The sequence below is a fragment of the Chryseobacterium sp. Leaf394 genome (assembly GCF_001424105.1).
Lineage (GTDB): Bacteria > Bacteroidota > Bacteroidia > Flavobacteriales > Weeksellaceae > Chryseobacterium.
In genome coordinates this window covers 73,510-88,827 of the sequence record NZ_LMQH01000004.1, presented here as the reverse complement: position 1 = coordinate 88,827, position 15,318 = coordinate 73,510, and the positions used below count along the sequence as shown (strand labels likewise).

General features: G+C 36.2%; 11 protein-coding genes. 4 read left to right on the top strand and 7 right to left on the bottom strand.

Going from position 1 to position 15,318, the window contains the following annotated elements:
• Positions 1-472 precede the first annotated feature (472 nt).
• On the top strand, positions 473-1,492 hold the full coding sequence (locus tag ASG21_RS01120; RefSeq protein WP_056074783.1) for an LLM class flavin-dependent oxidoreductase: 1,020 nt from the start codon (positions 473-475) through the stop codon (positions 1,490-1,492).
• Positions 1,493-1,800: 308 nt separating this feature from the next.
• On the opposite strand, the gene ASG21_RS01115 is transcribed toward ASG21_RS01120, so the two are convergent.
• From ASG21_RS01115 to ASG21_RS20280, 3 genes are all read right to left on the bottom strand, one after another.
• The gene (locus ASG21_RS01115) at positions 1,801-4,839 is read right to left on the bottom strand and encodes an SMC family ATPase (RefSeq protein ID WP_056074781.1); all 3,039 of its coding nucleotides are present in this window, start codon (positions 4,837-4,839) and stop codon (positions 1,801-1,803) included.
• Between the two features lie 180 nt (positions 4,840-5,019).
• Entirely contained in the window at positions 5,020-6,228 is a 1,209-nt protein-coding gene (locus tag ASG21_RS01110; RefSeq protein ID WP_056074779.1) for an exonuclease SbcCD subunit D, read from the bottom strand.
• Positions 6,225-6,395, bottom strand: coding sequence for a hypothetical protein (locus tag ASG21_RS20280; protein ID WP_165592829.1), 171 nt, complete (start codon positions 6,393-6,395; stop codon positions 6,225-6,227). The genes ASG21_RS01110 and ASG21_RS20280 overlap by 4 nt, the downstream gene beginning before the upstream one ends.
• A 690-nt stretch (positions 6,396-7,085) precedes the next feature.
• Here ASG21_RS20280 and ASG21_RS01105 point away from each other — a divergent pair.
• The gene (locus tag ASG21_RS01105; RefSeq protein ID WP_056074776.1) at positions 7,086-7,337 is read left to right on the top strand and encodes a VF530 family protein; all 252 of its coding nucleotides are present in this window, start codon (positions 7,086-7,088) and stop codon (positions 7,335-7,337) included.
• 103 nt (positions 7,338-7,440) lie between these two features.
• The gene (locus ASG21_RS01100; protein WP_056074774.1) at positions 7,441-7,941 is read left to right on the top strand and encodes a peptidylprolyl isomerase; all 501 of its coding nucleotides are present in this window, start codon (positions 7,441-7,443) and stop codon (positions 7,939-7,941) included.
• Positions 7,942-8,316: 375 nt separating this feature from the next.
• Here ASG21_RS01100 and ASG21_RS01095 read toward each other — a convergent pair whose 3' ends face one another.
• Together ASG21_RS01095 and ASG21_RS01090 are read right to left on the bottom strand one after the other, a co-directional pair.
• Positions 8,317-8,694, bottom strand: a complete 378-nt coding sequence (locus ASG21_RS01095; protein WP_056074772.1) for a YchJ family protein — start codon at positions 8,692-8,694, stop codon at positions 8,317-8,319.
• A gap of 548 nt (positions 8,695-9,242) precedes the next feature.
• The gene (locus ASG21_RS01090) at positions 9,243-11,387 is read right to left on the bottom strand and encodes a M3 family metallopeptidase (RefSeq protein WP_056074769.1); all 2,145 of its coding nucleotides are present in this window, start codon (positions 11,385-11,387) and stop codon (positions 9,243-9,245) included.
• Positions 11,388-11,616: 229 nt separating this feature from the next.
• On the opposite strand from ASG21_RS01090, the gene ASG21_RS01085 reads away from it, so the two are divergent.
• Positions 11,617-12,426, top strand: a complete 810-nt coding sequence (locus tag ASG21_RS01085) for a head GIN domain-containing protein (RefSeq protein WP_056074768.1) — start codon at positions 11,617-11,619, stop codon at positions 12,424-12,426.
• On the opposite strand, the gene ASG21_RS01080 is transcribed toward ASG21_RS01085, so the two are convergent.
• Both ASG21_RS01080 and ASG21_RS01075 read right to left on the bottom strand, forming a co-directional pair.
• Positions 12,427-14,304 carry a monovalent cation:proton antiporter-2 (CPA2) family protein gene (locus ASG21_RS01080; protein WP_056074765.1) on the bottom strand — a complete coding sequence of 626 codons (1,878 nt, stop codon included), beginning with the start codon at positions 14,302-14,304 and terminating at the stop codon, positions 12,427-12,429.
• A gap of 1 nt (position 14,305) precedes the next feature.
• Entirely contained in the window at positions 14,306-14,827 is a 522-nt protein-coding gene (locus tag ASG21_RS01075) for an NAD(P)H-dependent oxidoreductase (protein ID WP_056074764.1), read from the bottom strand.
• Between the last annotated feature and the right edge of the window lie 491 nt (positions 14,828-15,318).

The following is a 15,318-nucleotide window of genomic DNA, read 5'->3' as shown; positions in this document are numbered from 1 at the left end:
TTTTATAAATCACTATTCCAGTCTGTAAAGGCTGGAATTTTTTGTTCTTCAATTTTGTATGGAAATTGTTTTTTAAAATTTTGTATAAACCGACCTCGGAAACGTAGGCGTTAAAAAATTTTGAAGAATTTCCGTTAAAAAATATCCATTGTTTGAGTGGCGGCAAAAATAGTAGTTTAATGCAAAGTTTTGTTTCCGCCCGAGTTTGGAGATTTTAGGAAATTGTTCAGAATTTTAGCCTACGTTTCCATGTCTTGAATTTTTGTTTCTTTTGTTTCAAGACAAAAGAAAAAGAATGAAATTGTAAAGATTTGCATTTCGATTCTAAAGTGTTGTGTGAAGAACAATTATTACATTTAAGTGGAAATTAACCTGTGAACCGATTTTGCAATTTGTACTAAACCCCTTCTTATCAAACATCAACGTTTTTAAACAACCATTCAACTAATTTTGCTCTATAAATATTAATAATATGGAATTAGGAATAGGAATGTTCGGCGACGTCGCCTTCGACCAGAAAACCGGAAAATACAGAGACGCAGGAGTGAAAATCCGCGAAATCATCGGTCAGGTAAAACTGATGGATGAGGTCGGAATAGATGTATTTGCCATGGGAGAACACCACCGCGCAGATTACGCAGTTTCTTCACCGGAAATGGTTTTAGCTGCCGCAGCAAGTGTTACCAAAAATATCAAACTGGCGAGTGGTGTAACAGTTTTGAGTTCATCTGAGCCGGTGAAAGTATATGAAGATTTTTCAACTTTAGATCTCATTTCAGACGGAAGAGCAGAGATTTTTGTAGGTCGCGGCAGTTTCATTGAATCTTTTCCTTTATACGGATATTCTTTGAATGATTACGAGCAGCTTTTCGACGAAAAATTAGAATTACTGTTAAAAATTAATTCTGAAGAAAACGTTTCGTGGTCGGGGAAACTTCGTGCTCCGATGCAGAATCAAACCGTTTATCCGAGAGCAAAAAACAATGGCAGACTCCCAATTTGGAGAGCTGTGGGCGGAACTCCGCAGTCCGTTTTAAGTGCAGCGCAATTGGGAATGCCTTTAATTGTTGCAATCATCGGCGGAATGCCGCTTCAGTTTAAGAATCTGATTGAATTTTACAAACAGGAATACCTGAAAGCCGGTCATCCGGAATCCGAAATGCAGATTGCCATTCACTCGCATACTTTTTTAAGCGAAGACCAGAATGTGATCGACGGATATTTTGATACTTACAAATCTCAGATGGACAGGATAGGGAAGTCTAGAGGTTGGGCACCTTTTTCAAAAATGCAGTATGAAGGCGGAAGAAGCAAAGACGGAGCTTTGTTTATTGGAAATGCCAATCAGGTTGCAGATAAGATCAGTTACATGAAAGAGATCTTCGGAATCACCAGATTCATCGGTCACATGGACGTTGGCGATCCGGCCGATGACGTGATGAGAAAATCGATTGAGCTTTTCGGAAATGAAATTGCACATCAGGTAAAATAAGTTTAGACTCTGCAGGAAATTTTTCTGTGGAGTTTTTTTCTGTAAGAGGAGAGTAATTGTCTGAAATTGATCTTTAAAATTCCCTGAATCAGGATTATTTTACTGTGAAATTATTCCCATATCATGGGTTATATAAAATAAAACAGAGCAGTTTTTTCAACTGCTCTGTACCTAAACCAAAACACAAATCATGAAAATGAATGTGATTTAAATATATAATTATTTTTGTAATCTAATGCAATAATTTTATATTTTCTTTAAAGAAAATGATATTAGTTTGTTATAATCGTAAAATCAATCAATTACGTTTATACCACTTCAATCAAACTTCCCCTTTCCTCATCCTTCGTAATATGCAGCGAAACAGGAATTTTTTCTTTCAGTTCTTCCACGTGGGAAATGATACCGACAATCCTGTTTTCTTTCTGTAAATTCATCAGCGTTTCAAAAACAATATTCACCGATTCTACATCCTGTGTTCCGAAACCTTCGTCGATGAAAAAGAAATTCTTCTCCGACTGTGCATTCGTCTGAACACTTTCTGCTAAAGCCAAAGCTAAACTCAATGAAACCTGAAAAGCCTGTCCGCCAGATAGGGTCTTTACACTTCTGCTGCGACCTTCGTTGAGGTAATCGATGATTTCAAAATCATTGTTTTCGTTCAACTGTAAACTTAGTTGATTTCTCGTCATCCGGTGAAAACGGACGTTGGCGTGGTCGCATAACTGTCTCAGATAAATGGACGAGATGTAACGCACAAAGCCAGCTCCGTTGAACAGATTCTGCATGATTGCTAAATTTTCACGACGCTTCTGAACTTTAGCCAAGTCCATAAGAAGATTTTCTTTTTTCTTAAATTCTTTCTCAAGCCGGTCAATTTCAGAAACGATTTTTACGACAGAATCGTTGGCAAGTTTTAAATCATTTTCAGCAGTTGTAAACTTGTTTTCCGCTTCAGCAAACTGTTCTTCATCAAAAGAAAAATCTTTGAGCTTGGTTTCCAGATCAGAAATTCCGTTTTTCAGTGTTTCAAACTGTATTCTGAATTGCTGAATGGTATTTCTTACCTGCTGCACATTAATTTCCTGCACAAGAATGTTTTGAACAGCCTTTACATCAATGAAATTATTTTCAACTAAGGATTTCGTTAAAATATTTTCATTCTCTGAAATCTCTTTTTCCAGTTCGGAAATTCTCGTTTTCAACTGACTGACAATCGTTTTCTGTTCCGCTACTTTAGGCGAGATTTCCTTTTCATCTTTTACAAGCTGCTGATAATTCTGCTCAGTTTCAAGATTGGATTGTGCGAGTTTTTTATAAATATCTACAATCTCAGCAGTTTCTTTCTCTTTGTAATCTGACCATTTTAAAATTTTCAAATTGGCTTCGCTCGTTCTGATCTGCTCTTCTTTTTTAGCTTCGTCAAGTGTAAATTCTTCCAGAGCTTTTTTATATTTTTCCAGATGTTCACGCTCTATTTCCAGAGCTTTTTGCTGCCCGGAAATCTGTTGTGTCAGTTCTTCAATCTGCTTTTCAATTTCAAGGGACTGCTGGCGTTTCTGCTCAAAATCCGCTTCATTTTCAGCATTAAAATTATCCCAAACAAAGGTTTTTCTGTGCGTCTCAGTTTTAGTTGTAATCTGATTTAAATTTTCCTGTTCAGCTTTCAGTTGATCCTTAAAAATCTTTTTTCGGTCGAGAAGTTTTTCAATTTCAGAAACTTGTTTTTGGTAAGTATTTTTTTGAATTTCGGTTTGCTCAATCTGTTTTTTAATTTCAGTTAATTCAGCATTCACATCATCAAATTCAACAATATTCGGATGTTCAAGCGCGCCACACAGCGGACAGGATTCTCCGTCATGCAGTTCTCCGGCAAAATGCGCCAGTTTCTGCTGAACTTCAAGCTGGCTTCTCCGTTCTGAAAGTTTTTTCGCCTCCGCTTCTAAAGCATCAGATTTTAGTTTGTACTCTTCTTTATAGATTTCAGGATCCACGGCAAAGGGAATAAGGTCAGTATTTAGTTTTTCAATTTTAATCTGAGCTTCTTCAATCTTTACGATTTGATTTTTTGCTGATTCCGCTAAATTTTTCTGCTCCAAAAACCAATTTCCAACATGAATCAAAGTATTTGAATCTATTTTTTTAGGTTTTAAAGCTTCAACATTTTCAGTGAATTCATTTATATTTTTTTGGATTAATTTCTGTGCAGCTTCAACCTCTTTTACTTTCTCCGAACCTTTTTCAGTTCTTATTTTTAAAGTTTTAATATCATCAGAATATTCAAGCATTTTCAGGATCAGGCTCAAATCATTTTCCTGAATTTTAGATTGCTCCAATGCTTCAAATTTTGGCAGAATCGCAGCCAGTTTACTTTTAATATCTTCAAATCTCGCATCAGTTTCCTGTAAGATTTTAAACTGATTTTCTTTATTTTTCAGTTGTTCTGAAATTTCCTTCTCCAGTTTATTTTTTTCCGATATAATGGGTGTGAAGATTCTGAAAACCTTGTCAAAGAGCTCCGTTTTAATTTCCAGTTCGTCAACTTCGGTTTTCTGCAAACTGAGTTGTTCAAAATCAAATTTCTTCTGTTTTAAAGATTCGAAATCGGTCTTTAGATTTTTTAACTGTTGGTATTTATCTTCAATGGTTTTAAACTGAACTTTGATCTCTTCAAATTTCTGCTGCTCGAGTTTCAAATGTTCTTTCTGCACCGAAATCTGCTCTTCGTTCACTTCCTCAAAACCTTTCAGCTGACCTTCCAGCTGATCGAGTTCAGATTTGTTTTTGGTATTCAGATCCGAAACATTTTTCTGTAAATCAAAACGGTGAAGACTGAAAATCTCCTTCATCATATTCGTCCGTTCGGTCGCTCCCAGTTCAAGAAACTCTTTAAACTGACCCTGAGGAATAATGATCGTCCGCTTAAAATTCGCATAACTCAACCCAATAATTCTTTCCGCACTGGAATGTTCCAACGGAATCCAACTCTCATTTTTCCATTCATAGAAGGTGACCTCAGGCGTTTTTACATCTTCAAAATTCTTTGAATTCCTTTTAAATTCTCTCTTAGCACGGAATTTTTTGTTTTCATAATTAATAAAATCAAATTCAATCAGAGACTTATTTGATTTCAGATTCATCATATTGTAAGCACGTTTATCTCTCGAATTCAGACGTTCAGTTTCGCCATACAACGCAAAAGAAATGGCTTCCAAAATAGAAGATTTCCCGGAACCTACCGAGCCGAAAATACCGAACAAACCAGCTTCCGTCAGGCTTTCGAAATCGATTTTCTGACGTTCCTGATATGAGTAAAGACCTTCTAAAGTGAGTTGAATTGGAATCATTTTTAAATGTGTGTTTTGTTTTTCCGCTAAAGAGAAAGATTTTGATGGTTAAAGTTTTTCAAAGTCTGCAAATAAAAATGTTACATTTTACAAACTTTTGAATTTCTACATTTTAATGATCTTCTTTGGTCTCTTTTGCGGTTTAAAAATATATTGCAGATTAAGAAAAATCCTTGATTGTTATTTACCTGAAGCTATCTCATTAAACAGATTAATTAAATCTTCATTCGGTTCCTGACCTGCGTTTTTAGATTTAAAATAATCTTTGAACAACGCCTGAATATCCTGATTAAGATTAATTTCGCTTAAATTATTATCATTAAAGTCCTGATTTCTAACTTTCGGAATTAAATGCACAATACCGCCATGAGACTGATAGATCACTTTTCTTTCTTCGGCTTTTAAAAAAGTTTCGCTTTCCAGCGTGAGTTCAACCATCGTGTTTGGGTTGTCCTTAAGCCATTCAATGGTTTTTTCTACAGAATCAAAGGTCTTTCTGACCAGAGGTTTTCCATTTTCCAGAGCAATTTTCTCAAACGTAATGGCTTTTTTAGGTTCAGCTTCAATGATGGAAACATATTTCGTCTGTCCGGCCTCGCTGAAACTGTAGCACAAAGGCGATGAAGAATAAACGACAGGTTTTTCTGCAGTTCCTATGTTCTGAAAACCATGCAGATGCCCCAAAGCCGTATATTGAATCTGATGCGGAATAATATCCGACCAGATCAGGTCTGCATTTCCGATTTTAATAGGTTTTTCACCTTCAGGTTCTTCCAACATCGGCGTACCTTTTTTGTTCATGTATAAATGAGCTATCAAAAGATTGACCCCGTCTTCGTCGCAGAATTCATCGGCAGTTTGCTTCCAGTTTTCTCTCAAAACGTGATTAAGTTCTTCGTCCTTATTTTCTCCAAGATATTCTTTAAGACGCACTTCATTCGCATAAGGCGTGTGCAGGATTCTGACAGGAAAATTCTGATTTTTCAATTCCAGTTCGATAAAACCAGATGCAGTTTTTGAAATTTTAAAATGTTCAAGTTCAAAAGGCGTAATCTGAGCTTTCGGATGACCAACCAAAATAATTCCGCATTCTCTTGCCAAGGGATCCGGTGCATCGATCAGACTCGGAGAATCATGATTTCCTGAAATGGCGATCACCGGACGTTTTCCGTTTAGAGATAAACGTTTTAAAGTTTTATAGAAAAGTTCAGTCGCCTCAACACTCGGATTAAAATTATCGAATAAATCTCCGGCAATCAAAACCAAATCAACCTTTTCGTGGTCTGCAATCTCAACGATTTCGTTCATCACCAAAACCTGTTCTTCGAGTCGTGAAAAACGGTCAAGACGTTTGCCTAAATGCCAGTCGGCGGTGTGGAGGATTTTCATTTTATTTCGTCTTCTTGTTCCTTTTCTGCGGCTAATTTAGCTTTCGTATTTTCGCGCATTTCCTTCAGGCGGTTCTTTCTTTTCAGCTCAGCTTCCTGAATTTTTCGCTTCTTGTTGGCGATTATTTTATTGTATGTTTTTTTGTTGGCGTCTGTATTTCTACTCATCTCAAATTTATTGTATGTTCATTCAATTTTGAAATCGGTTTAGCTAAATTAATCTATTCTTTAGAGAAAACATTAAATCGAAAGTAATTTAGATGTTCCCTTCTGTGTTTGAACTTATTAGATTTTTAATTCTAATTTATGCTGAACACAATCATTTTATCGACGGTCTTTCTCAAATTAATTTCTGTTTTTTCAATGGTCGTTTTTAAAAAATTAGAAATTTTCTTTTTTATGTAAAACAACGCTGTTTGTAATTTCGTAAGTACTCCGTTGGTTTCAAACATGAGTGCTTGTGACTTCCGGAGATCTCCGTTGGTTTTAAAACATCCTTGTTTGTAACTTCCGGAGTCTGCATTTTGTTTAAAACAACCTGTTTGTAATAAAATGCAGTTGCATTTTGTTTGTTTCACCGTTGTTTGTAACCAAATGCAGTTTACATTTAATTAAAACAGGTTGTTTGTGACTTCCCGCAGTTGCATTTTGTTTGTTTCACTATTGTTTGTGATAAAATGCAGAATATTTTGCTCAAAACAACTTTGTTTTGATATATCAAACCAAACGGGTTTCTAAAAACCCGTTAGGTTTAGAATTGAGTATCTCGCATTGTTATAAGTAAGTTTGAAGCATGAAACCTCATAGGTTTTCAAAACCTATGAGGTTTAGAAATGAAATAATTAACTTTGCCAAATTATGGAGCAACAGTCAAAAGATCCTTTACACGGAAAACGCCTTGATGCCATTCTCGAGGAACTGGTAGAATATTATCAGGGCTTTGGGGAATTGGGAAAACAAATCAACATCAAATGCTTTACCGATAATCCAAGCATCAATTCGTCATTGAAGTTTTTGAGAAAAACAGATTGGGCAAGAGCGAAGGTTGAAAGTCTGTATCTGTATGTTTTGAGACAGAAGAAAAAGGCAGAAGCAAAAAATAAAAATTAGTATGCCGCAGATGATTCTTTAGTGATAATTAATGAATCAATTCCTTCAAAAACAGTATATTTGTGCCGTTTAATCGTGAAAAAAATCACGCAAAAAAAGAAATATGACAATTGATAACAATCATGTGGTAGCTGTAAAGTACGTTCTTCACACTATCGAAGAGGATGGAAGCAAAATCCTTGTAGAAGAAACGACAGCAGAAAATCCGCTTACATTTTTATATGGTGTAGGAATGATGATTCCTAAATTTGAGCAGAATATTCACGGTTTATCTGCTGGTGATACTGCTGCTTTCGTGATTCAGCCGGAAGAAGCTTACGGTGAAAAACAGGAAGATGCGATTGCTCAATTGCCAATCGATATGTTTGCAGAAGCTGGAATTCCACCAGTAGGAGCTATTTTGCCTTTGTCTGATAACGAAGGGAATAATTTTCAGGCATTTGTAGTTGAAGTTACTCCTGAAGCTGTAATTGCTGACCTTAACCACCCAATGGCTGGGAAAGTTTTAGATTTCCAGGTTGAGATTTTAAATACGCGTCCTGCAACGGAAGAAGAATTGTCTCACGGTCATGCTCACGGTATCGACGGAAACGAGGCTCACTAAGAGTTTTTTACATAAAATAAGAATGTCCGGCAGAAATGCTGGACATTTTTTTATGCGTAATTGAACCCCAAAAGTCACAAAAGAAATTTTAATTATTGAAGTGTCATTATTTTGAAAATAAAAGTTCAAAAAGTTTAAAATGCGGGAAATTTTGACACATCAGTCACATTAGTTTTAGTTTGAAAACTTGGAAAATATTTTAGAACACATCAGAGTTGAAAATCAAAGATTTTCATTGTATGCATATTTAAGAATGTAGGACAGTGCAAACACTCACTTTAAAAATCTTATTTTTCTCTAATGTGTTATAAAAATGTTTTCAAACCAAGAAAATCTCTGTAACTTATGTGTTAAAAATTTTTTTTGGTTAAATAATCAGTCCAAAAATTCTCCTGAAATATAATACCAGCGGTTTTGGATCATTTTGAATGTCGATAATTCGTGATGAATATTTTTTTCTCCGTCTTCATCCGTATAATGTGCTTTGAATTCCACTTTATTCATCGATGGCTTACTGACGATTTCCAGTTTTGTCCATTCGTTGATTTCTCCCCATTCCTGCAGATCTTTGGTATTGTGGAACTGTCTTTTGCTGGGTGAGGTGGTTTCCATTAAATATTTCCCGTTCGGAACGGCAAATGCCGAAAATCTTGAACGCATTAGAGCTTCCGCGGTCGGAGCAAATTTTTCTCCTATATGAAAAGGTTTACAGCATTCTTCATACGTTTTTCCGGAGCAGCATGGACAGTTCATTTTTTTTGATTTTAATTTAAAACACAAATGTACAGGAATAATTTTTCACGAATTACACAAAGCGTGGTTCGATAGGGACGAGCTTTAGCCCGTTTGCAATTTAAAAAAAATGCATTCGGCTTTAGCCAAAATCTATTTCACGCAGATTTTGCAATGAAGTAGATTTAAATTTGTGTCATTATTGAGATCATTTGTGCAATTTGTGTTTAAAATATGCTACAGATTGCACAGATTTTCCCAGATTCTAATCCAAAAATCAAAATTTGAGTTTAAATTAATATGAATGTCGGTTTTTAATTATAAAACTAGTTATAAGTAGTCATTTTGTTCAAATCTTCATTTTCCAGAGGAATTCCCACATTCTGAAAATCAAGCAGTTTAGATTCCTCCGGAATGACAGATAAACCGTTAAATACTAAATTATATATAAGAAAAATCTGCTCAATCAGCAAAATCAGCGAGAGCCTAAATTCGGGATAATTCGCATTAAATTCGAGCCATTCGTATAACTAAAAAAAGCATCCAAATAAATGAATGCTTCCTGAAATTTATTTAATAAAACCTCTGTTTCTCAACAACGGCTTAATATCCGGATCGTGTCCTGTGAAATCTCTGAACGCCTGATTCAAATCAACAGAATTTCCGACAGACAGAATGTATTTTCTGAAACGGTCACCGTTTTCTCTCGTCAGTCCGCCATTTTTTTCAATCCATTCCCATGCATCACTGTCTAAAGTTTCAGACCATAAATATGCGTAATAACCTGCCGAATAACCGCCACCCCAAATGTGTGCAAAGTAAGGTGTGTGGTATCTTGGCGGCACGGTTGATAAATTAAATCCGTGGTTATTTAATGATTGCTTTTCGAAGTCTAAAACCGGAAGTAACTGACTTTCGTTAGTTACAGAATGCCAATCCATATCCAGAGCTGCTGCAGAAACCAGTTCAGTCGTCATATAACCCTGATTGAAGGTTGCTGCTTTTTTAATTTTATCTACCAAAGCCTGTGGAATCGGCTGTTTTGTTTCGTAATGAAGTGCGTAATTTTTTAAAACGACAGGATCTAATGCCCAGTGTTCATTGATCTGAGAAGGGAATTCCACAAAGTCTCTCGGTACATTCGTTCCTGAAAGTGAAGGATATTTCTGACTCGCAAACATTCCATGAATTGAATGTCCAAATTCGTGGAAAATGGTTGTTACATCATCATAACTGATTAATGAAGGCTTACCTGCGGCAGGTTTCTGATAATTATAGCAGTTGACAATCACAGGTTTTGTTCCCAATAAATAAGATTGCTCAACGAAATTACTCATCCACGCACCACCATTCTTAGAATCTCTTGTGTAGAAATCCAAATAATAAATAGCCAGGGATTTTCCGTCATGATCGAAAACTTCATACGTTACCACATCAGGGTGATACACGGGAAGGTCGGTTCTCTTTTTAAATGTTAGTCCGTAAAATTTTTCAGCGGCAAAGAAAACTCCTTTTTCCAGAACAGTTGTGATTTCAAAGTACGGTTTGATTTGGTTTTCATCTAAATCAAATTTTGCTTTTCTCACCTGTTCAGCATAAAAATTCCAGTCCCAAGGCTCTAATTTGAAACCTCCTTTTTGCTGGTCAATCAGATCCTGAATATCTTTTGCTTCACGTTTTGCGGTTTCCACAGCAGGAGTTGCCAATTGGTTCATCAATTTTACGGCAGCGTCAGGATTTTTCGCCATCTGATCCTGCAGTTTCCATTCTGCGAAACTTTTTTTGCCTAAGATCTGCGCTTTTTTCAATCTTAATTGTGCCAGTTTCTCAATGGTTGCTCTTGTGTCGCTGTTTCCACCTTTTTCAGCTCTCATCCATGAAGCTTTGAAAACTTTTTCACGGGTGGCTCGGTTGGTCAGGTTTTGTAAAACAGGTTGCTGTGTTGTGTTTTGAAGCGCTAAAAGATATTTTCCTTCTTTTCCTGCAGTTTTTGCGTCCGCTGCAGCAGCTGCAATTTCATCAGCTGAAAGTCCGTCTAATTCTTTTACGTTATCGATAACGATTCCACCTTCTTTTCTTGCTTCCAGTAATTTATTTGAATACTGAGTAGAAAGTGAAGCCATTTCCTGATTGACCTGCTTTAATTTTTCTTTATCAGCAGCGGAAAGATTGGCTCCTGCGATTTCAAAATTCTGCTTGTAGAATTGTAAAAGTCTTTTGCTTTCAGAATCTAAACCGCTATCTGAAATAGATTTAATTCTATTATATAAATTCTCATTCAGATACATTTTATCAGAATGTGCTGCGAAAATTGGTGCAAATTCTTCGTCTAAAGCCTGTAGCGTAGGGTTGGTATTGGCGCTCGTCAGATTTGAAAATGTAATCATTGCTCTTTTCAAAACTTCACCACTTTTTTCCAAGGCCACAAGCGTATTTTCAAAAGTTGCTGTTTCAGAATTGTTGGCAATTTTCAGGATTTCAGCATCGTGCTGTTTTAAACCAAATTCAAAAGCAGGTTTGAAATGTTCGTTTTTAATTTTATCAAATTCGGGAGCTTCATATTGAAGTTTGCTTTTCTTCATGAACGGATTCGTAGAAAGTGAAGCATCAGGAACAGGGATTTCCTGTTTTACGTCGGTTGTTTTCATTGTGGTAGTGCAGGAATAATTGAATGCCAAAGCAGAAATTAATAATACTGATGAAATGTTTTTCATGTGCAGAATTTATTATTTAAATATAATTATCAAACTCTTATCTGATTTTAAAACTGTTTTTCTTGTCAGTTGTAAGAGATTCATTAATTTAGTTGTTATTAAAGTATAAAGATATTAAAAACTAAACTTTAAAACATCAAAACATCAAACCGCCACAATTTTCCATCTTAAAACTGATGAAATTAAAGCGATTGCATGTAAAATCAGAAACCAATCAAATATTTTAAATATGAAATACACTTCTATTTTACTTTTATCAGGAATCATTACTTTGTCATCGTGCAAAGAAAACGAAAGCAAAAACGGAAAGTCAACATGGCTTCCGGACGTTACCAATAAGGATCACGGACCTTTAAAACAGAAAGAATTTAAAGGAGATTTTGACGAAATTGAAGTTTCGCAGGCAATCGAAGCTGAGGTGATAAAATCTGATGTGGAAAGGGTCGTTATTTCTGCCCCTGCCAATATTATCGATGAAGTTCTGGTGGATAACAGTGGCGGAGAATTGCATATTCATTACAAAAACGGTTTCCGCGTGATGAATACAAATAATGTGAAAGCTAAAATTTATGCGAAAGATTTCAAAAAACTGGAAGCTAATTCTGCAGGAATTATCGTGGTAAGAGATCAGTTTACACAGGATAAAACCGATGTAGAAGTTTCAAGTTCAGGTCATATTTCCGGAAAACTTGAAGCCAATGAAATGGATATTGATGCAGGCAGCAGCGGAACTTTTAAAGGACAAATCTGGGCTGTAAATCTTAATGTAGAAGCTTCTTCAGCTGGAGAAGTGAATATTTCAGGAAAAACTAAAGGTGCCGATTTAAATGCATCATCAGGAAGTACAATTTCGGCAAAAGAGGTAGTTGCAGAAAACGTAAAAGCAGAATCTTCAAGCGGTTCAAACGTAGAAATTGGTGTTTCTTCTAAATTTGAAGCTCATGCTTCTTCAGGAGGTTCAATCAAAGGAATTAAAAAAGGAAATGTGACCACCGTTTCGAAAGAAGAAAGCAGTGGCGGAAGTGTAAGTTTACAGTAACTATTTATCGCCTTCCTCTTCACCTTCGGTAGATGAGGTTTCCCAGTCTTTATTCTCAAGATTTAAATTATCATAAGCCAACAAATCCTCCTCTCTTTGGAGGATTTCTCTTGTAGTAAAAAGCCGGATGTCTTCATCGTCATTTGATTTTGCCAGTTTACGGATAGAGGCTTTGTCGATCGCCATAAACCTTTGCCCTAAACGTCTGGCAGCATATTTCCGCATTCCGGTTTCCTGCAGAACATCTACAGCCATATCAACGGCAGTTCCTAAAGTTTCTCTGTAAATATTGTCAATTCCGTTGTCGAGATAAGCATAGGCATCAATTCTGTTTTTCGCACGTACAAATATTTTCACGTCAGGATATTGTTCACGCACCAGATCAGCAACAAATCTGTTGTCATCCGGATCATCCAAACAGAGAACCAAAATTTCGGCATCTTCAATTCCGGCAGCTCTCAGAACTGGAATTCTGGTCGCATCACCGTAATACACTTTAAAACCATAGCTTCTCAACAGTTTCACACGGTCAGAATCTCTGTCGAGAACTGTTGCTGTGATTTTATTGGCTTTCAGTAGTCTTCCCACGGTACTTCCGAAATGCCCGAAACCTACAATGATGATTTTTTTCTGAGAAATATCGCTGTCCAAAATATTGAAATCGGATTGAGTCTCCGGAACTTCCCTGAGAAATCTTGGAGTTATTATTTTATCATTAATAATCAGAAGAATCGGAGTAATGCACATCGTAATTGCTGTCACGGCCATCATTTGGGCATTCATTTCTGCGCTGAAAAGTGATAAATCTGATGCGTAATTAATCAAAACAAAAGCAAATTCACCGACCTGAGAAAGCGCAAAAGCGTAAAACAGACTTTGGGGAGAATCTATTTTGAAGAATCTTCCGATGGCAAAAAGAACAACGAATTTTACTGCCAAAACCACAAAAACAGTACTAAAAATAAAGACAGGATCTGCAGCAATCACATTAAAATTCATCGTGGAACCTACGCTGACGAAAAACACGGCGAGCAGAAGACCCTTAAACGGATCGATATGTGCTTCAAGCTCGTGACGGAATTCACTGTTGGCCAACATCACACCTGCCAAAAACGCTCCCAAAGCCGGAGATAATCCTATGGCAACCATCAGTTCTGAAACTCCAATCACGAGAAAAAGGGAAGTGGCTGTAAGTAATTCTGTCATTCCCGCTTTCGAAACATACCTTAAAAACGGTACAAAAACATATCTTCCCAATAAAATCAAGGCTACAACACCGAAAATTACGGTTCCTGCCTGAAGCCAGTCCGGAAGTTTCTGAATTAAAATCTGGACCTCATTATCATTATGCTTTGCTTTGGTATGAGCCAAAACCGGAAGAATCGCAAGAATTGGAATTACGGCAATATCCTGAAATAAAAGGGTGGAAAAGGAAGCTTCCCCGGCCAGAGTTTTCAGGTTGTTTTTTTCCTGTAAAGTCTGTAAAACAATTGCGGTAGAAGATAATGCAAAACACATGGCGACGGCGATGGCTTTGTTCATATTCCAACCTGCTGTGATGAAGATGATGAATAAAATAAAAATGGTGAGAACCATCTGTGTAAGCCCCAATCCGACAATTTTCTTCCGCATCTCCCAGAATTTTCTGGGTTCCAGTTCTAATCCGACCAGAAAAAGCAACATGATCACGCCAAATTCGCTGGCGTGCATAATATCGTTGACGTCGTTTCCGGTAAGTCTCAGAAGATAAGGTCCGATGATAATTCCACCTAAAATATAGCCTATCACCGAACTTAAGCCCAATTTTCTGGCCAGCGGAACCATAATAATGGCAACGCCTAAAAAAATCAGGGTGTTCATCGCGATGCTGGATTCCATATTATTGATTTAGGATTTCTACAAATTTCTTTTTGTGAAGGATAATTTCTTTTTTTGACAGTTTATTGGCTTCGTAAACAATGGTGATGTCTTTAATATTGGCACCGAAAACATTTAAAGAAACAATGAGCGTGCTGATGATCTCATCGATGGTGTATTTGTAAGTGCCTTCTTTTGTGAAAGATCTTTCTTTGCCACCTGTTGTTACAACGATGTAAACTTCTTTGTCTTTCAGGGGATTGTTTTCGCCTTCTTTCACCCAGTTCCGGTCGAAAACTTCGTCAATCCACAGCTTCAGCAAAGGTGGAATCCCGAACCAGATAATCGGAAACTGAAATATAAAACGGTCGTACTGCTGCAGTCTTTTCCGTTCTCTGAAAGCGGCAATGTGAAAATCGGGATATTCTTCGTACAGATCACGAAGTGTATAATGCTGATGACGAACGTAGAAATTGATGAGTTCCACGTTTGAAGTAGAGTGTTCAAGATAAGGATGGGCAAAAACCACCAGTGTTTTCTTCATAAACCCGTTTTCAGTAAATATAATGAAAATTTGCTTAGAAATTTGTGGCTGTTGGCGGTTTTTAATGAAATTTTAATGGATAAAAAACGAGCACGATTAAGTAAAACTATATTCCGTGAATGATTTTGATTATTTTTCTGACTTTAGAATTAATGATGATTAGAACAGTTCCGTCTATTTTATTTTTTAAAAAACTTCCATTATTTTCTGAATTTCAATTAAATAAACCATTTCCAAAAGTTGAGAAATACTGACAAAATTGAAATTAATACAAGAAATGTTGCTGAATATTTAAAAATATTGAATTCTTGATTTTTAAAAGCGAATATTAGAAATAACAATGCAATTACTGGTATGGTAAGAAAATAATATTTATAAAAATATTTTAATTCTGTAAGACCAAAAAGGGCACGTGTTTTCCCATCCACATACAAATAATCATGTAAAATGTCAAGATTTATTTTAATAGCAAAAATTACAGTAAGAAAACT